Annotated in this window: 13 protein-coding genes, 1 rRNA gene and 1 pseudogene; 11 read left to right on the top strand and 4 right to left on the bottom strand. The window is 69.1% G+C overall.

What is annotated here, in order from left to right; genetic code table 11:
* Positions 1-32: 32 nt before the first annotated feature.
* Entirely contained in the window at positions 33-482 is a 450-nt protein-coding gene (locus tag ACQEV2_RS16975; RefSeq protein WP_398828986.1) for a metallopeptidase family protein, read from the bottom strand.
* 343 nt (positions 483-825) lie between these two features.
* On the opposite strand from ACQEV2_RS16975, the gene ACQEV2_RS16970 reads away from it, so the two are divergent.
* The 7 genes from ACQEV2_RS16970 to ACQEV2_RS16940 all read left to right on the top strand — a co-directional run bounded on the left by ACQEV2_RS16970 (position 826) and on the right by ACQEV2_RS16940 (position 8,930).
* Entirely contained in the window at positions 826-1,203 is a 378-nt protein-coding gene (locus tag ACQEV2_RS16970; protein WP_030053098.1) for a DUF3499 domain-containing protein, read from the top strand.
* 152 nt (positions 1,204-1,355) lie between these two features.
* The gene (locus ACQEV2_RS16965) at positions 1,356-2,972 is read left to right on the top strand and encodes an L-lactate permease (protein WP_433054509.1); all 1,617 of its coding nucleotides are present in this window, start codon (positions 1,356-1,358) and stop codon (positions 2,970-2,972) included.
* Between the two features lie 113 nt (positions 2,973-3,085).
* Positions 3,086-4,450 carry a phosphomannomutase/phosphoglucomutase gene (locus ACQEV2_RS16960; RefSeq protein WP_433041440.1) on the top strand — a complete coding sequence of 455 codons (1,365 nt, stop codon included), beginning with the start codon at positions 3,086-3,088 and terminating at the stop codon, positions 4,448-4,450.
* Positions 4,451-4,953: 503 nt separating this feature from the next.
* The gene (locus ACQEV2_RS16955) at positions 4,954-5,124 is read left to right on the top strand and encodes a Trm112 family protein (protein ID WP_020940431.1); all 171 of its coding nucleotides are present in this window, start codon (positions 4,954-4,956) and stop codon (positions 5,122-5,124) included.
* Between the two features lie 201 nt (positions 5,125-5,325).
* Positions 5,326-6,453, top strand: coding sequence for an SIS domain-containing protein (locus ACQEV2_RS16950; RefSeq protein WP_433041435.1), 1,128 nt, complete (start codon positions 5,326-5,328; stop codon positions 6,451-6,453).
* 174 nt (positions 6,454-6,627) lie between these two features.
* On the top strand, positions 6,628-7,779 hold the full coding sequence (manA, locus tag ACQEV2_RS16945) for a mannose-6-phosphate isomerase, class I (protein ID WP_433041432.1): 1,152 nt from the start codon (positions 6,628-6,630) through the stop codon (positions 7,777-7,779).
* A 170-nt stretch (positions 7,780-7,949) separates the two neighbouring features.
* Complete coding sequence (locus ACQEV2_RS16940; protein WP_433041429.1) at positions 7,950-8,930, top strand: cation diffusion facilitator family transporter; 981 nt, start codon at positions 7,950-7,952, stop codon at positions 8,928-8,930.
* A gap of 70 nt (positions 8,931-9,000) precedes the next feature.
* On the opposite strand, the gene lepB is transcribed toward ACQEV2_RS16940, so the two are convergent.
* Both lepB and ACQEV2_RS16930 read right to left on the bottom strand, forming a co-directional pair.
* Positions 9,001-9,687: a signal peptidase I gene (gene lepB, locus ACQEV2_RS16935; protein WP_433041426.1), complete on the bottom strand. Its 687-nt coding sequence runs from the start codon at positions 9,685-9,687 to the stop codon at positions 9,001-9,003.
* Positions 9,688-9,794: 107 nt separating this feature from the next.
* A pseudogene (locus ACQEV2_RS16930) lies at positions 9,795-11,885 on the bottom strand (fructose-specific PTS transporter subunit EIIC).
* 506 nt (positions 11,886-12,391) lie between these two features.
* On the opposite strand from ACQEV2_RS16930, the gene ahcY reads away from it, so the two are divergent.
* Positions 12,392-13,849 carry an adenosylhomocysteinase gene (ahcY, locus tag ACQEV2_RS16925; protein ID WP_433041423.1) on the top strand — a complete coding sequence of 486 codons (1,458 nt, stop codon included), beginning with the start codon at positions 12,392-12,394 and terminating at the stop codon, positions 13,847-13,849.
* Positions 13,850-14,012: 163 nt separating this feature from the next.
* A complete protein-coding gene (locus tag ACQEV2_RS16920) occupies positions 14,013-14,627 on the top strand; it encodes a hypothetical protein (protein ID WP_433041420.1) in 615 nt (204 codons plus the stop codon).
* Positions 14,628-14,709: 82 nt separating this feature from the next.
* Here ACQEV2_RS16920 and ACQEV2_RS16915 read toward each other — a convergent pair whose 3' ends face one another.
* Entirely contained in the window at positions 14,710-15,753 is a 1,044-nt protein-coding gene (locus ACQEV2_RS16915) for an RDD family protein (protein ID WP_433041417.1), read from the bottom strand.
* 130 nt (positions 15,754-15,883) lie between these two features.
* Here ACQEV2_RS16915 and ACQEV2_RS16910 point away from each other — a divergent pair, with 130 nt between their 5' ends.
* A complete protein-coding gene (locus ACQEV2_RS16910; protein ID WP_433041414.1) occupies positions 15,884-16,891 on the top strand; it encodes a stage II sporulation protein M in 1,008 nt (335 codons plus the stop codon).
* A 555-nt stretch (positions 16,892-17,446) separates the two neighbouring features.
* Positions 17,447-18,973, top strand: a 16S ribosomal RNA gene (locus ACQEV2_RS16905).
* Positions 18,974-19,093 lie beyond the last annotated feature (120 nt).

The raw sequence follows: 19,093 nt of genomic DNA, 5'->3' as shown, positions 1-19,093 counted from the left end.
GACGGTTACCTGTGGGGTCCAGCCGACGCCCGTCAGTCCTCGCCGTACCGCGGATCCACCGTCTCCGGCGTCAGACCAAGGAGCTCGGCCACCTGTTCCACGACCACCTCGTGGACCAGGGCGGCCCGCTCCTCCCGACCCTTGGTACGGATCTCCACAGGGCGGCGGTAGATGACCACTCGTGCGGGCCGCCCCTCCCGGGCAGGGATGGTGCCGCCGAGGGGAACCGCCTCGTCGTTCCACGTACGCCCGGGACCGTCCAGGCGAGGCACCTCGAGGACCAGGAAATCGATGTCGGCGAGCTGGGGCCAGCGGCGTTCGAGGCGTTCCACGGAGTCCTGCACCAGATCGGCGAAGGCGTCGGCACGGCTCGCGGCGAGCGGGACCTGGGGTGGTGCGATCGGGCCGCGCATGCCCCTCCCGTGGCGATCACGACGGCGGGGCCCGGGGCCGGCGGCGCGGGGCGGTACGGGGGTGTCCATCACTGATGAAGCGTAATCCTCGTGGGCGGTGCCTGTCCGATCCGCGGGGGGTGGCCGGGGTGGCGTCCGGCCGTCCGTACGGCATGTCGGCACATGACCATTCCAGCCAAGGTTGGGCTCGATTCCGTATCTCTCCGAGACCGTCGATGTCGAGGTGAATGATGGGGTTTGTGGTGAGTGGTGAACGGATTTGGGAGTGCTCGGGGTCTCGGCGCGCGGCTTCCGTGCAGGTCAGGGAGGTGGGGCGACAGGGGTGTGTGGGGTGTTTCACAGCACGACACGGGGGAGTGACCTGGGGGAGAGTCGTCGCGGCCCGCTCAAGAGTGCGGTACCGTCCAACGTCGTGAGCCCTGTACGTCGCTGTTCGCGCACCGCTTGCGGCCGTCCCGCCGTCGCGACGCTGACGTACGTCTACGCCGACTCGACCGCGGTCCTCGGCCCGCTCGCCACCTACGCCGAACCCCACTGCTACGACCTGTGCGCCGAGCACTCCGAGCGCCTCACCGCCCCTCGCGGGTGGGAGGTCGTGCGGTTGCTGGACGGCTCCGCTCCGGCCCGCCCCAGCGGGGATGATCTGGAAGCGCTTGCCAACGCCGTGCGTGAGGCGGCCCGTCCGCAGGAGCGGGCGGCCCAGGCCGGCGGGGGCGGGGGGCGTGGCGCCGATCCGATGGAGGTCGCGCGGCGTGGGCACCTGCGGGTCCTGCGGTCGCCCGACAACTGACCGTCGGTTTTCTCCACCTGTTCGGGTGTTTCCCGTGTGCTCGTTTCGTTGAGTGATGCTCAGGCATTGACGTGCAGTTGGCGCGGACACGACCATTCCGTATGCCGGAACGAGAAATCGCTTTCCGCATGGCGGAATCCGGGGAGGTGCCCGTGTACGTCCAGAAACTGGAACCCGTCGCCGGCTCGCTCGGGTTGTCGGCGCTCGTGGCGGCGCTGCCGCTCGTGATCGTCCTCGTCCTGTTGGGCGGGGTCCGGATGAAGGCCCACTTGGCGGGGCTCAGCGGGCTTGTGGCGGCCGTACTGGTCGCCTGGCTCGCGTACGGCATGCCGCTCGGTCAGACGCTCTCCAGTGCCGCCCAGGGGGCGGTCTTCGGGCTCTTCCCCATCCTGTGGATCGTCGTCAACGCCCTGTGGGTGTACCGGATGACCGTCCGGACGCGCCATTTCGACATCCTGCGGCGGTCGTTCGGGCGGCTGTCCGACGATCCGCGCATCCAGGCGCTTGTCGTCGCCTTCTGCTTCGGGGCCCTGCTGGAGGCTCTCGCCGGCTTCGGGGCGCCGGTCGCGATCTGCTCGGTCATGCTGGTGGCGCTCGGGTTCGAGCCGGTGCGTGCGGCGGTCGTCGCGCTGGTGGCCAACACCGCGCCCGTGGCCTTCGGTGCGATGGGGACGCCGGTGGTGACGCTGGCTCAGGTCACCGGGCTGCCGCTCGATGACGTGGCTTCTGTGGTGGGGCGTCAGACGCCCTTGCTGGCCCTGGTCGTGCCGCTCGTGCTCGTCGGACTCGTGGACGGGCGGCGTGGGCTGCGGGAGACCTGGGTGCCCGCCCTGATGTGCGGAATCGCCTTCGCCGTCGCCCAGTTCGCCGCCTCCAACTACGTCTCCGCGCAACTCGCCGACATCGGCGCCGCCTTGGCCGGTGCGGGCGCCCTGGTCGCTGTGCCACACGCGCGCGTGCCCGCCGACGAGGCCGTACGCGCGTCCGTGCTGACCGGTGCGCGGAGCGAGGAGTTGGACGAGGTTGATCCGCGACGGGAGGTTGTGCGGGCTTATGCGCCGTACGCGCTGATTGTAGTGATCTTCTCCGTCGCGCAGATCCCGGTGGTCAAGGACTGGCTTGCCGAGGCGACCCAGACGTACGACTGGCCTTTCCTGAACGTCGCGAACCCGGACGGGGAGCCGGTCGGCGGCAATGTCTTCAGCTGGCCGATCGTATCCACCGGCGGCACGCTCGTCCTGCTCGCCGGGGTGTGCAGTGCGGTCGTCCTCGGGGTGCACGCGCGCGTGGCCGTCAAGGAATGGGCGGCGACCGTGCACGAGTTGAGGTTCGCCATCCTGACCGTGACGTCCGTGCTGGCGCTCGCATACGTCATGAACCTCTCCGGACAGGCCGCCACCATCGGCCACTTCGTGGCGGCGGCCGGCGCCGGGCTCGCCTTCCTGTCCCCGGTGCTGGGGTGGTTCGGGGTGGCCGTGTCCGGGTCGGACACCTCGGCCAACGCGCTGTTCGGCGCGTTGCAGGTGACGGCGGCGCGGGAGTCGGGACTGTCGCCGGAACTCCTGGCCGCCGCCAACAGTTCAGGTGGTGTGCTCGGCAAGATGATCTCGCCGCAGAACCTCACCATCGCGTGCGCGGCCGTGGGGCTCGCGGGCCGGGAAGGGGACCTGCTGCGGCGGGTGCTGCCGTGGAGTCTGGGCCTGCTGCTGGTGATGTGCCTGATCGTGGTCGGACAGAGTTCACCGGTGCTGGGCTGGATGCTGCCCTGACCTCCGCGCTGACCTGAGGTTACGGCTCGGAGTCCACTCAGTGGCCGCACAGCGCACTGTCAGTGAGGGCGGGTAGTTTGGGGTGACCGACAGGACTTTCAGGAGGGTTGGCCGTGGCTGCTGATCTGTCACAGCTCGTGAAGGCGTACGACGTCCGCGGGGTCGTCCCCGACCAGTGGGACGAGCCGCTGGCCGAGCTCTTCGGGGCCGCCTTCGTCCAGGTGACCGGCGCGAGCGCGATCGTGATCGGGCACGACATGCGCCCCTCGTCGCCCGGCCTGTCCCGCGCCTTCGCGCGCGGAGCGTCGGCCCAGGGCGTCGACGTCACCGAGATCGGCCTGTGCTCCACCGACCAGCTGTACTACGCCTCGGGCGCGCTGAACCTGCCGGGCGCGATGTTCACGGCCTCGCACAACCCGGCCCAGTACAACGGCATCAAGATGTGCCGCGCGGGCGCGGCCCCCGTCGGTCAGGACACCGGCCTCGCCGAGATCCGCGAACTGGCCGAGCGGTGGAGCGAGTCGGGCGCCCCGGAGCCTGCGGCGACGCCGGGCACGATCACGCAGCGCGACACGTTGGAGGACTACGCGGCCCACCTCCGCTCCCTCGTCGACCTGACCTCCATCCGCCCCCTGAAGGTCGTCGTCGACGCGGGCAACGGCATGGGCGGTCACACGGTCCCCACGGTCTTCGCGGGCCTGCCCCTCACCCTCGTCCCGATGTACTTCGAGCTGGACGGCACGTTCCCGAACCACGAGGCGAACCCGCTGGACCCGGCGAACATCGTCGACCTCCAGAAGCGAGTCCGCGAAGAGTCCGCCGACCTCGGCATCGCTTTCGACGGCGACGCCGACCGCTGCTTCGTCGTCGACGAGCACGGCGCCCCGGTCTCCCCCTCCGCCATCACCGCCCTCGTGGCCTCCCGCGAGCTCGCCAAGCACGGCGGCAAGGGCACGATCATCCACAACCTGATCACGTCCTGGTCGGTCCCGGAGGTCGTCAGGGAGAACGGCGGCACCCCGGTCCGCACCCGCGTCGGCCACTCCTTCATCAAGGCCGAGATGGCGAAGACCGGCGCCATCTTCGGTGGCGAGCACTCCGCGCACTACTACTTCGCCGACTTCTGGAACGCCGACACGGGCATGCTGGCCGCCCTGCACGTCCTGGCGGCCCTCGGCGGCCAGGACGGCCCCCTCTCCGGCCTCGTCGCCCAGTACGACCGCTACACCGGCTCCGGCGAGATCAACTCCACGGTCGCCGACCAGGCGGACCGCCTGGCCGCGATCAAGTCCACCTACGAGGGTCAGGAGGGCGTGGAACTCGACGAGCTCGACGGCCTCACCGTCACGGCAGCCGACTGGTGGTTCAACGTCCGCCCGTCCAACACGGAGCCACTGCTGCGCCTGAACGCGGAGGCGCGCGACGAGGCGACGATGGCGAAGGTGCGGGACGAGGTGCTGGAGATCATCAGAGGCTGAGGCGGGGTGGGACGCCGTCCCCGTCCTCGACGGCCCTTCAGGGCGCCGGGCGGTGCATCCAGCCCGTCCGGCGTTGGCGGACGGGGCGCCCCGGTGCCGATCCCTCACCCACCCGCAGGGAGGGCGCCACCTCTCGACGCCGGTCAGCTGCCTTCAGCCGTCCGGCGTTCGAGGACGAGGCCGCCACCATCCCTAACCCCCGCCCGCCCGTAGGGGTCCTCCGCCTCTCGACGTCGGCCGGCATCACTCAGCCCGTCCGGCGTTTGAGGACGAGGCCCCTTCAGGGGCCGAAGCGGGGGTCCAGGGGGCGGCAGCCCCGTGGCGGGGTGGAAGGGGCGGAGCCCCTTCAGGACGGGATGGGTAGGGGCGGCGGGAGCGAAGAACCACCCCACCGCCACCACCCCCGCCCAACCCCGGCACCCCGCCCCCACCGGCGGTACGCTGACCAGGCACATCCGCACACCCGCACGTACCACCCGCACCCACCCCCGAAGGGACCCCTCATGCCGCTGGAAGCCGGCCTCCTGGAGATCCTCGCCTGCCCGGCCTGCCACGCCCCGCTCAAGGAGCAGGACGCCGAGCTGATCTGCACCGGCCAGGACTGCGGCCTGGCGTACCCCGTCCGCGACGGCATCCCCGTTCTGCTGGTCGACGAGGCCCGCCGCCCGGCGTAAACCTCGCCGCCCGGCGTAACGCGACGCCACGCTCACCCGCGCAACGACGACCGGTCACCGCCGTACGGCACCCAAGGCAACCCGGCGACCGAGCGCCGTACGCCCCCCAGACAACCCGCGACCGAGCAACCCCCCGCCGCACACCCGCACAGGACACCCGCCCCGCCCCCCAGTCGACCCGGCGATCGGAGGCTCCCGCCCATGCTCGACGAATCGCTGCTGGACACGCCGGAGGCGCTCGCCGAAGCCGACCAGCGTGCCCTGCTCCGCGGCGCGGCCGAAGCCGGCGCCCGCGTCCGCACCGCCGCCCGGCACGCCGCCGAGGCCGGCGTCCAGGACCTCAAACCCGACGGCCGCCCCCGTGCCGTACTCATCGCCGGCCCCGGCGCCGCCGCCATCTGCGTCGCCGACCTCCTCGGCACCCTCGCCGGCCCCGGCAGCCCCGTCACCCGACTGGCCCCCAGCGGCGTCGCCCCCGCCGCGGGCGCCCTGCGCTGGGAACTGCCCGGCTGGGCCGGCTCGGTGGACCTGCTGCTGATCGCCACTCCCGACGGCACCGAACCGTCCCTCTCCCTTCTCGCCGAGCAGGCCTACCGCCGCGGCGTCTCGGTCGCCGCCGTGGCCCCGGCCGACTCCCCGATCAAGGACGTGGTGCACGGCGCCCACGGCCTGTTCGTACCCATGGCGACCGCCCCGTACGAGCAGGACGAACCCCTCGCCGCGTCCGCCCCTGGCGTCCTGTGGGCGCTGCTCACCCCCCTCCTCGCGCTCCTGGACCGCACCGGCGTGCTCACCGCCCCGCCCGACGCCCTGGAGAAGGTCGCCGACCGCCTCGACCAGATCGCCGAGCGCTGCGGCCCCGCCATCGCGACCTACAGCAACCCCGCCAAGACCCTGGCCGCCGAACTCGCCGACGCGCTCCCGGTGATCTGGACCGAGGGCATCTCCGCAGGCCCGGCCGGCCGCCGTTTCGCCGCCGCGCTCGCCGAACTCTCCGGCCATCCCGCCCTGGTCGCGGAACTGCCCGAGGCGCTCGCCTCGCACAGCGCCCTGCTGGCCGGCCCGCTGGCCGCCGGCGCCAACCCCGACGACTTCTTCCGCGACCGCGTGGAGGAGCCACCCGCCCTGCACGCGCGCGTGGTGCTGCTGCGCGACCGCCCGATCAGCAGCCTCACCGCCGCCCCCGCAGCCCGCGACCTGGCCCTCAGCCATGACACGCCGATCAGCGAACTGGAGCCGGAGCCGGGCGGCGAACTGGAGACCCTCGCGGAACTGATCGCCATCACGGATTTCGCCGCCGTTTACCTGGCGCTCGCCTCAAGAGCTTGATCTGTCCCAGGACGCCCTGACCGCCGTACGCGACAGGAACCTGCAGCCGTACACAAGACGAACCGCGCCCTACTCGATGAGAAGGGCGCCCCAGTCGAAGAGAACCGAGCCCGCACGGACAGAAGCCGCGTCCAGAACCCGCGTCGCCCGCACAGAGAGCAGACAGAGAGCCCCATGGACCGCCTCGACAACACCATCCGCCCCTACGCCTGGGGTTCCACCACCGCGATCCCGAAGCTCCTCGGCGTCGAGCCGACCGGCGAACCGCAGGCGGAGATGTGGATGGGCGCACACCCGGGCGCACCCTCGCGCACCGGGCGCGGCACGCTCGTCGAGGTCATCGAGGCGGACCCGGAGCGGGAACTGGGCGCCGCGGCCGTGGCGAAGTTCGGCCCCCGCCTGCCCTTCCTCCTCAAGATCCTCGCCGCGGGCGCTCCGCTCTCTCTCCAGGTGCACCCCAACCTGGAACAGGCGAAGGAGGGTTACGAGGACGAGGAGCGCCGGAGCATCCCCGTGGACGCCGGTCACCGCAACTACAAGGACGCCAACCACAAGCCCGAACTGATCTGCGCGCTCACCGAGTTCGACGGCCTGTGCGGCTTCCGCGACCCCGTCCAGGCAGCCGACCTGCTGGACGGCCTCGGCGTCGACTCCCTCAAGCCGTACGTCGACCTGCTGCACGCGCACCCCGAGGAGGCGGCGCTGCGTGAGGTCCTCACCGCCATCCTCACCGCCGACCCGGACGAGATGGCCCACACCGTCACCGAGGCCGCGGCCGCCTGCTCCCGCCTCGGCGGCGACTACGCCCCGTACGCCGACATCGCCCACCACTACCCGGGCGACCCCGGCGTCATCGCCGCCATGCTCCTCAACCATGTCCGCCTGCAACCCGGCGAAGCCCTGTTCCTCGGCGCCGGCATCCCGCACGCGTACCTGAACGGCCTCGGCGTCGAGATCATGGCCAACTCCGACAACGTCCTGCGCTGCGGCCTGACCCCCAAGCACGTCGACGTCCCCGAACTCCTGCGCATCGTCCGCTTCGAGCCGAGCGACCCGGGCGTGCTGCGCCCGGAGGCCTCCCCGGACGGCGAGGAGGTCTACGAGACCCCGATCGACGAGTTCCGGCTCTCCCGGTACGTCCTCCCGGAGGGCACCGCCGCACACGACCTCACGCGCGCGACCCCGCAGATCCTGCTCTGCACGGCGGGTTCCGTCCGCGCCGGGGAGCACGAGCTGACGCCCGGCGAGTCCGTCTTCGTACCGGCGGGCGAAAAGGCCGAAGTGTCCGGGGCCGGTACGGTCTTCCGGGCCACGGTCGTCGCCTGACCGAGGGCATCCGACGACCCGGCGCGCCGTTGTCGGACCGGGCTGCAACAATGGCCCACCGGCAAAGGACGGGCAAAGCCGGTCGGGGGCCGCACGCTCCCTCGGCGACGCCCGGACGGCGCAAGTACGAAGGCCACGAAGGTCACGAAGGCGAAGGGACAACGCGACACATGAGCGCGTCAGGCGGTACCAAGGCGATCGTGGCGGCACTCGCCGCCAACCTCGCGATCGCGGCATCGAAGTTCGTGGCGTTCGCGTTCAGCGGCTCGTCGTCGATGCTCGCCGAGGGCGTGCACTCGCTCGCCGACTCGGGCAACCAGGCCCTGCTGCTGGTCGGCGGCAAGAAGGCGCAGCGTGAGGCGACCCCGCAGCACCCCTTCGGCTACGGCCGCGAGCGCTACATCTACGCCTTCCTCGTCTCGATCATCCTGTTCTCCGTCGGCGGCATGTTCGCCCTCTACGAGGGCTACGAGAAGATCAAGCACCCGCACGAGATCGAGCACTGGTACTGGCCGGTCGGCGTCCTCGTCTTCGCGATCATCGCCGAGACCTTCTCCTTCCGGACGGCCATCAAGGAGTCCAACCTCCTGCGCGGCAAGAAGTCCTGGAAGGAGTTCGTCCGCCACGCCAAGGCCCCCGAACTGCCCGTCGTCCTCCTGGAGGACCTCGGCGCGCTGGTCGGTCTGATCCTCGCCCTGGGCGGCGTCGGACTGGCCCTGATCACCGGCGACGGCGTCTGGGACGGCATCGGCACCGTCTGCATCGGCATCCTGCTCGTGCTGATCGCGGTCGTCCTGGCCATCGAGACCAAGTCGCTGCTGCTCGGCGAGGCTGCGGGCCTCGAGGACGTCCAGAAGATCGAGGCCGCCGTCGTCGACGGCGACACGGTCACCCGCATCATCCACATGCGCACGCTCCACCTCGGCCCCGAGGAGCTCCTGATCGCCGCCAAGATCGCCGTCCAGCACGACGACACGGCCGCCGAGGTCGCCTCCGCCATCGACGCCGCCGAGGCCCGCATCCGCGAAGCCGTCCCGATCGCCCGCGTGATCTACCTCGAGCCCGACATCTACAGCGAGGCCGAGGCCGCCAAGGGCGCCGACCGCGAGGCGACGCCCGGCGGACCGGCACCGAGCGGCGCCGGGCACTGACGCCCCCGCATACCGAAGGGGCCCGCCGGAATTCCGGCGGGCCCCTTGGTCTTCGCCTGGGACCGCGTCCTCAGACCTGCACCGCCCACGGCGGTGGGGGCGGCAGCATGGCCCGCGCCTTCCGCCGTACGACCATCGCGGCGATACCCAGACCGATTCCGACCGGCACCAGCAGAACCCCGAGCATCATCGCCGTCCCGAGTAGCGCCGGCATGGTGTAGTCGTCGATCACGCGTCCTCGGATCGCGGAGTCCGGAAGCGTCCCGCCGTGGTCGTCGAGGAAGGCTCGCGAGTCACGAGCGTTCGCGCGGTGGTCGCCCATCATGAACAGCCGCCCCTCGGGGACCCGCACGTCGTAGGACGACATGGTGAACCCACGACTGGCCTCCGGGTTCTTCAGATACGGCTCCTGCAGTGGCTCTCCGTTCACGGAGACGCGTGTATCCGCGCCCTCTCCCGTGCAGCACGTCACGCGGTCGCCGCCCACACCGATGACCCGCTCCATCACCAGGTCCTCGAAGCCGTACCGGTCCGGCGCCGAGAACACCACGACGTCCCCGCGCCGCACCTGGCTTCCATCGATCCGCTCGAAGACGACCCGGTCGCCCGGCCCGTACGTCGGCGTCATGCTCTCGCTCGACACGACAGAACCACCGAAGGCGTACCGCGCGTAGCCGAGACCGCCCAGCCCCGACAACAGCCCCACCAGTCCCACCACAACGGCTGCGATCCCCAGCCCCCGCCCCTTGCCGGACATTGCGTTCCTCTCCCTGCGGCCCCTCCGCGGGCGCAGAGCCTAGCGGCTCCCCGTGACCGGGCCGTGCGGGCCCGCGCTCGATCTCCGAACGCGGGCCCGGCCACGCCTTACCCCACCTCGCGCAGCACCCCGAGGACGGCCGATCCGTCCGGCGCGGCCAACAGCCGCTCCCGGAACCCCGCGTCCGTCAACTTCCGCGACAGCAGCGCCAGAATCCGCAGATGCTCGTCACCCGCGGCCGCCTCCGGTACGGCGATCATGAACACCAGCCTCGCCTTCGTACCGTCCAGCGAGCCCCACTCGACACCCTCCGCGGACCGCGCGAAACCGACGACCGGCGCGGTGACCGCATCCGTCTTGGCATGCGGAATCGCGATCTCCTCACCGAGCCCGGTCGTCCCCTGCGCCTCGCGCCGCAGCGCGGTCGCCACCAACTCGCCCACGTCCGTGACCTTGCCGGTGCGCGCCAGCAACTCGGCCATCTCCCGGATCGCGGACTCCTTGTCGGCCGCACCGAGTTCGACCTTCACGGTCTGCTCGGAGAGGTAGCCGGAGAGGCCCTCGTCCGGAGCGCCGCCTGCCTCAGCCATGTCGACCGCCTCCGACTCCTGTACGACCCGCTGCGCCACGACGACCCCGGCGGCACCCGGCCCTTCACCGACGGCACCAGCCCCAGCCGCACCGACGCCCGCCCCGACCAGCGCGGGCTCGGGCCCGGCCGCACCCGCACCGGCGACCGCCTCCCCACCGCGCTTGCGCTCACCGAGGTCGATCAGGGCGACCGTGGTCAGCGCGGTGACGACCGAGCCGATCACCACGGCCACGAAGAACATCGGTACGCCGCTCACCGCACCCAGCACGGCCACGATCGGCCCGCCGTGCGGCACCGCGTCCTCGACGTCGGCGACTCCCGCGATCGCACCGGCCACCGCGCCGCCCAGCATGTTGGCGGGGATGACCTGCGCGGGCCGCGCCGCGGCGAACGGGATCGCGCCCTCGGAGATGCCGAAGCAGCCCATGAACAGCGAGGCGAGGCCGGTCTCCCGCTCCTGCTCGGTGTACAGCCGCTTCCGTATCAGCGTGGCCAGGCCCTGGCCGAGCGGCATGACCGGGATCGCGGCCGCGCACATGCCCATGACCGTCTGGTTGCCGGTCGCGATGAGCCCGGCGCCGAACAGGAACGCCGTCTTGTTGACCGGCCCGCCCATGTCGAACGCGATCATGAGCCCCAGAATCGACCCGAGCAGGATCGCGCTCGTGCCGGTCATCCCGCTGAGCCAGTCGGTCAGGTGCTCGAACACCCAGGAGATCGGCTTGCCGATGACGTAGACGAAGAACAGCCCGAGCGCCGTGGTCGCCATGATCGGGATCACGATGATCGGCATGATCGGCTGCACGAACCTCGGGACCTTGACCTTCTTGATCCACAGCACCAGATACCCGGCGAGGAACCCGGTAACGATCGCCCCGATGAACCCGGCGCCCGCCTTGGAGTCGTACAGCTCACCGGTGTTGGCGATCCAGCCACCGATCATGCCCGGCACGAGCGCGGGGCGGTCACCGATCGCGTAGGCGATGTACCCGGACAGGATCGGCACCATCAGCGTGAAGCCGATGACGCCGATGTTGTTCACGTCCATCCAGAAGGAGTCCTTCGGGATGACCAGACCGCCCGACGGGTCGGTGTGCCCACCGAGCGAGAGCTATATCGCGATCAGCAGCCCGCCGACCACGACGAACGGGATCATGTAACTGACCCCGTTCATCAGCGCCTTGTACCCGACGCTCCGCTCCTTGCCACCGGCCGCAGGGCGCATGGGAGTGCCCCCTGCCGTGTGCACGGGCGCCGACAGCACCCGCTCGATCAGCCGCTCGGGATGGTGGATGCCCTCCGCCACCCCGACCGTGAGGACCCGCTTGCCTGCGAAACGGCTCAGGTCCACGTCCTTGTCCGCGGCGACGATGACGCCGTCCGCGGTGTTGACATCGTTGTCATCGAGGACGTTTTCAGCCCCGATGGATCCCTGTGTCTCCACCTTCATGTCGATACCGCGGCTCTCGGCGGCCTGCGCGAGCTTCTCCACCGCCATGTACGTGTGCGCGATGCCGGTCGGACACGCGGTCACCGCGAGCAGCTTCAACCGCTTCCGCTCGCCATCGCCACTGCCCGTGGGGGGAGGGCCGGCCTGACTGGTCACATCGATCTCCTAACGCCTTTGTCATGCGGAATCGCCGTCCCGGACGTCCCGCAAGATCGATCAGTTGTTCAGATCTCCGGGGCATCCTGCACCACCGCGCCAAAGGCTCAAAGGCCCAAAGATCCCTCATCGTCCCGGTCTGCCGCCTCCTGTGCGCCGTTCGTTGGTGTCCTGTTATCGCTCCCGCACTCGACCGTCACCTGACCCGCCATCGCCCCGGAGCGGGCCTCGATCCCTCACCCTCTACGACCGCTGGGATGGCGCGATCTGTTCGGAGGCGGACTGGGGACGGCCGGGCATCCCGGTGTAGCTTGGGACGGAGCCAGACGTCGCTGCTGATGGCGGTCGGGCGGTCCCTACACGGACCGGCCGAGGGAGAGAGGGCCTCCGACGGACTGCGCTGCGCGTACGCGGGCATGCCTGTGTCCTCTTCGGGCACCCCTGTGTCCGCCGCCGCGCAGACCAGCCGTACCCACCCTCGACCCAACCCCGAGGAGCAGCTCGTAATGACGACTGTCGAGAACCGACAGGACTTCAAGGTCGCCGATCTCTCCCTGGCCGAGTTCGGCCGTAAGGAGATCACCCTCGCCGAGCATGAGATGCCCGGTCTGATGGCGATCCGTAAGGAGTACGCCGAGGCGCAGCCGCTGGCCGGCGCCCGGATCACCGGCTCGCTGCACATGACGGTGCAGACGGCCGTGCTGATCGAGACCCTGGCCGCGCTGGGTGCGCAGGTGCGCTGGGCGTCCTGCAACATCTTCTCCACCCAGGACCACGCGGCCGCCGCGATCGCGGTGGGTCCGAACGGCACGCCGGACGATCCGCGGGGCATCCCGGTCTTCGCCTGGAAGGGCGAGACGCTGGAGGAGTACTGGTGGTGCACGGAGCAGGCGCTGACCTGGCCGAACACGCCCACCGGTGGTCCGAACATGATCCTGGACGACGGCGGTGACGCCACCCTCCTGGTCCACAAGGGTGTCGAGTACGAGAAGGACGGCCAGGTCCCGGCCATCGAGACCGCCGAGTCCGACGAGCACCGGGTCATCCTCCAGCTCCTGCACCGCACCCTGGGCGAGAACCCCCAGAAGTGGACCCAGCTGTCCTCCGAGATCCGGGGTGTGACCGAGGAGACCACGACGGGTGTCCATCGCCTGTACGAGATGCAGCGCGACGGGACTCTGCTGTTCCCGGCGATCAACGTCAACGATGCCGTGACGAAGTCGAAGTTCGACAACAAGTACGGCTGCCGGCACTCCCTGATCGACGGCATCAACCGTGCCACCGATGTCCTGATCGGTGGCAAGACGGCGGTCGTGTGTGGTTACGGGGACGTGGGCAAGGGCTGCGCGGAGTCGTTGCGCGGGCAGGGTGCCCGTGTGATCGTCACCGAGATCGACCCGATCTGCGCGCTGCAGGCGGCGATGGACGGCTACCAGGTCACGACCCTGGACGAGGTCGTCGACACCGCGGACATCTTCATCACCACGACCGGCAACAAGGACATCATCATGGCCTCGGACATGGCCCGGATGAAGCACCAGGCGATCGTGGGGAACATCGGCCACTTCGACAACGAGATCGACATGGCGGGTCTGGCGAAGGTCCCGGGCATCGTCAAGGACGAGGTCAAGCCGCAGGTCCACACCTGGACCTTCCCCGACGGCAAGGTGATCATCGTGCTGTCGGAGGGGCGGCTGCTGAACCTGGGCAACGCCACCGGTCACCCGTCGTTCGTGATGTCCAACTCCTTCGCGGACCAGACGCTGGCCCAGATCGAGCTGTTCACCAAGCCGGACGCCTATCCGACCGGTGTGTACACGCTGCCCAAGCACCTGGACGAGAAGGTCGCCCGCCTCCACCTGGACGCGCTCGGCGTGAAGCTGACCAAGCTGCGCCCCGAGCAGGCCGCGTACATCGGCGTCGACGTCGAGGGCCCGTACAAGCCGGACCACTACCGCTACTGAACACCGGCACCTCCGGTGAGCGCGTCCGTGCACTGACGCGCTCCTCAGCAGCAGATCCTCCGAGGCAGGCCCCCGCACCCCCGTGCCGGGGGCCTGCCCCGTCGGCCCGTGTGGCCTCAACGGCCCTCGTGGCCCGACCAGCCCCTCACGACCCAGGACCCCGATGCCCCGCGGCCGTTATTCGCTCCACGATCCGCACGATCACACCCCCCTCGCAGAAGAGCACTTCCACTGCGCCCCCGGCCCTTCCGGCTGGCGCTACGTCTCCCAGCTGACCACCCCCGCGGGCGAACACAGCGGCTCCGTCGACCTCGCCCTGGACGAACTCGGCCGGCCCATCCGCCTCGAACTCCATGCCGGAGGCTGGCAGGTACGCGGTGCCGCCATCGACGGCGTCACCTGGGTCCGTACCGACCCCACCGGGGCTCACGCCACGGAAGGCAATGTGCGCGCCCATGCCTTCACCGGCACATCCCCCGCATTCCTCATCGCGACCACTCGCCTCCTGCGCCTCACCCCTTCCGCCTCCGCAACCCGCGTACGCCTCGTGGCCCTTACGGACCCGGTACTCGCCCCGCGCACCGTGGACCAGTCCTGGGCCTTGGTGAACAGAGAAACACACGCCACTGACAACGGCCCCCTGACCGTGGACGAGTACCAGGTCACAGCCCTGGACACGGGCGAGCAGCACGCCGTATACATCGCGGGCGACGTGGTCCTCGCAGCCCCCGGCGTCGAACTGGAGGACCTGGACACGCCGCCGTCCACGTTCGCTTGAGCGCGGCCGGTTACTTGGGCTGTTCATCAAGGCGCGCCGCCCGTTGGACAAAACGGCGCCGTGGCCTTGCGACAGGTAGGAGCTACGCCGGCGGTACGAAGCCGGTGGACGGCCGGTCGGCCGATGACGCATCCTGCGGGCCAGGAGCAGGAGTCTGCCGTGCTGCGTCCTGCGGTCCGGGGGAACGCTCCGCTTCCGCCCCGACTCCAGGCTGACCACTGACCGGAGGCGCAACAGCGGCGGGGGGCATGACCGGCGGGCCGTAAGGGCCCGGTGCACCGTCTGCACTGCCCGCACCACTCACAGGATTCGCGCCGCCTACCGGGCCGGCACCACCCGCAGCACCGATACCGGCAGGTACCCCGCCCGCACCCGGCCCGCTCCCGAAGGCACGCCGAGCCTCCCGCGCCTGCCGTTCCTGCAGAACCGCAGCCAGATACGCCGCCGACGGCACGCCCTGCGGCGCCGGAGCGCCCGTGCGCGCAGCGAGGTCCGCCGCGAGCCGCTCCGACATGTTCCAGCCGACCTGCGGGTCGAGTTGCTGCATCCGCGTCAGGTACTGGCGAATGGCGAGCCACAGGCCATCGGGAACCGCCGACAGGTCGAGCCCCGAGAAGCGCCCGGCCAGCCACGGCGGAGGCGGCGGAACGAAACCCGTGCGCGTGAGGGGCAGCCGTTCCCGTACGACAAGAGTCCCGGCGAACACGTCGCCGAGCCGCCGCCCGCGCGCGGAGACCAACGAAGCGATGACGGCGACGACGCCGAGCGTCATCAAAATCTCGATCACACCGATGAGACCCCGTACCAGCGCATGCCGGAACCGGATCGGCCCTCCGTCGTCGCGCACCACGCGCAGCCCGCACGCCAATTTGCCGAGCGAACGCCCGTGGCTGAGCGTCTCGATCGCGATCGGCCCGCCGACCAGCAGCAGAACGAACGTCGCGATCGACAGCGCGGTCTGCGCCGCCTCGTCCAGAGAAGCGGTGGCAGCCACCACACCAATGGTCACGACGATGTAGGCGATGACAGCCACAGCCAGATCGAGCAGCACGGCCAGTGCCCTGCTGGGCAGCTTCGCGGGGCGCAACTCCAACGCCACCGCCTCACCCGTCACCAGCTCACTCACGCCGTCCGTCCTTCCCCTGACCTGCCCCTGGAATGGCCAGTCTGCCAAGCTGAGGGCGCATCGCGCCGCAGTACGACAAGCTGACATCCACGCCGAGTCGCCGACGAACAGCCGGGGAGCAGGAAAGCAGATGGACCTCGACGTCTTCGTCACCGCCCACCGGGCCGAGTGGGACCGCCTCGACGCTCTCCTCGGGCGCCAGCGCCGCCTCACCGGCGCCGAGGCAGACGAACTCGTCGCTCTCTACCAGCGCACCGCCACCCACCTCTCCCTGATCCAGTCCAGCGCCCCCGACCCTCAGCTCACCGGACGGCTCAGCCAACTCGTGGCACGCGCGCGTAGCGCGGTGACAGGCACCAGGCGCGCTTCCTGGCGCGATGTCACGCGCTTCCTGGCCCACGGTTTCCCAGCCGCGGTCTACCGGTCGCGCCACTGGTGGGTACCTACAGCGCTCCTCTCGACCCTCGTCGCGGCTCTTCTGGGCTGGTGGATAGGCACCCACCCCGACGTACAGGCGACCATCGCCGCCCCCAGCGAACTGCGCGAGCTCACCCGTCCGGGAGGCCAGTACGAGACGTACTACTCCAGCCACCCCGCCGCCTCCTTCGCGGCCCAGGTCTGGACGAACAACGCCTGGGCCGCCGCCCTCTGCCTGATCCTGGGCGTCTTCCTCGGTCTCCCGGTGCTGTGGATCCTCTTCCAGAACATGCTCAATCTCGGTGTCGGCCTCGGCCTGATGTCCTCGGCAGGACGCCTGGACACCTTCCTGGGCCTCGTCCTGCCGCACGGTCTCCTCGAACTGACCGCGGTCTTCGTCGCCGCCGGCACAGGCATGCGCCTCGGCTGGACCCTCATCGACCCGGGCCCCCGCACCCGACGCTCAGCCCTCGCCGAAGAAGGCCGAGCCGCGATCGGCATGGCGATAGGTCTCGCCCTGATCCTCTTCGTCTCCGGCGCCATCGAAGGCTTCGTCACCCCGTCCGGTCTGCCCACCTGGGCGCGCATCAGCATCGGCGTCATAGCTGAGCTTGCCTTCCTCGCATACGTCTATGTCCTCGGCGGCCGTGCCGCCCGCAGCGGAGAGACAGGCGACGTCGAGGCGGCCGAGCGCAGCGCCGCCGTTCCAACGGCGGCCTGATGTGCGCATGCACCCCCTGAGCTGCTAGTCTCCTCTTCGCCCCACGAGAGCCGTTGACACGGAGCGATTGGGGAGGTAGATTCGAACAGTTGCCTGGAAGTGGATGCAGTCCAGCCGGGCAGAGTGAGTGTCTGTCTGCTTCAGTGGAACATCGATTCCCGAGAAGCCCCTCCCGATGATTCGGAAATGAGTGGCCGGTCAGTCCGGTCCGGAACTTCTGATAAAGTCGGAACCGCCGGAAAGGGAAACGCGAGAGCGGGAACCTGGAAAGCACCGAGGAAATCGGATCGGAAAAGGATCTGATAGAGTCGGAAACGCAAGACCGAAGGGAAGCGCCCGGAGGAAAGCCCGAGAGGGTGAGTACAAAGGAAGCGACCGTTCCTTGAGAACTCAACAGCGTGCCAAAAGTCAACGCCAGATATGTTGATACCCCGTCTCCAGCATCTGCTGGGGCGAGGTTCCTTTGAAAAAACACAGCGAGGACGCTGTGAACGGTCGGGCTTATTCCGCTCGACTGTTCCGCTCTCGTGGTGTCACCCCGATTACGGGGAAGCATTCACGGAGAGTTTGATCCTGGCTCAGGACGAACGCTGGCGGCGTGCTTAACACATGCAAGTCGAACGATGAACCACTTCGGTGGGGATTAGTGGCGAACGGGTGAGTAACACGTGGGCAATCTGCCCTGCACTCTGGGACAAGCCCTGGAAACGGGGTCTAATACCGGATATGACCATCTTGGGCATCCTTGATGGTGTAAAGCTCCGGCGGTGCAGGATGAGCCCGCGGCCTATCAGCTTGTTGGTGAGGTAACGGCTCACCAAGGCGACGACGGGTAGCCGGCCTGAGAGGGCGACCGGCCACACTGGGACTGAGACACGGCCCAGACTCCTACGGGAGGCAGCAGTGGGGAATATTGCACAATGGGCGCAAGCCTGATGCAGCGACGCCGCGTGAGGGATGACGGCCTTCGGGTTGTAAACCTCTTTCAGCAGGGAAGAAGCGAAAGTGACGGTACCTGCAGAAGAAGCGCCGGCTAACTACGTGCCAGCAGCCGCGGTAATACGTAGGGCGCAAGCGTTGTCCGGAATTATTGGGCGTAAAGAGCTCGTAGGCGGCTTGTCACGTCGGTTGTGAAAGCCCGGGGCTTAACCCCGGGTCTGCAGTCGATACGGGCAGGCTAGAGTTCGGTAGGGGAGATCGGAATTCCTGGTGTAGCGGTGAAATGCGCAGATATCAGGAGGAACACCGGTGGCGAAGGCGGATCTCTGGGCCGATACTGACGCTGAGGAGCGAAAGCGTGGGGAGCGAACAGGATTAGATACCCTGGTAGTCCACGCCGTAAACGGTGGGCACTAGGTGTGGGCAACATTCCACGTTGTCCGTGCCGCAGCTAACGCATTAAGTGCCCCGCCTGGGGAGTACGGCCGCAAGGCTAAAACTCAAAGGAATTGACGGGGGCCCGCACAAGCGGCGGAGCATGTGGCTTAATTCGACGCAACGCGAAGAACCTTACCAAGGCTTGACATACACCGGAAAGCATCAGAGATGGTGCCCCCCTTGTGGTCGGTGTACAGGTGGTGCATGGCTGTCGTCAGCTCGTGTCGTGAGATGTTGGGTTAAGTCCCGCAACGAGCGCAACCCTTGTCCCGTGTTGCCAGCAGGCCCTTGTGGTGCTGGGGACTCACGGGAGACCGCCGGGGTCAACTCGGAGGAAGGTGGGGACGACGTCAAGTCATCATGCCCCTTATGTCTTGGGCTGCACACGTGCTACAATGGCCGGTACAATGAGCTGCGATACCGCGAGGTGGAGCGAATCTCAAAAAGCCGGTCTCAGTTCGGATTGGGGTCTGCAACTCGACCCCATGAAGTCGGAGTCGCTAGTAATCGCAGATCAGCATTGCTGCGGTGAATACGTTCCCGGGCCTTGTACACACCGCCCGTCACGTCACGAAAGTCGGTAACACCCGAAGCCGGTGGCCCAACCCCCTTGTGGGGAGGGAGCTGTCGAAGGTGGGACTGGCGATTGGGACGAAGTCGTAACAAGGTAGCCGTACCGGAAGGTGCGGCTGGATCACCTCCTTTCTAAGGAGCACTTCTTACCGGGTCCTTCGGGACACGGTCAGAGGCCAGTACATCAGCGAACGTCTGATGCTGGTTGCTCATGGGTGGAACGTTGACTACTCGGCACGGTTCAGGATGGAT

Origin of the sequence: Streptomyces sp. CA-251387 (assembly GCF_050936625.1) — a bacterium.
Lineage (GTDB): Bacteria > Actinomycetota > Actinomycetes > Streptomycetales > Streptomycetaceae > Streptomyces.
This window is presented reverse-complemented; position numbering and strand designations above follow the sequence as displayed.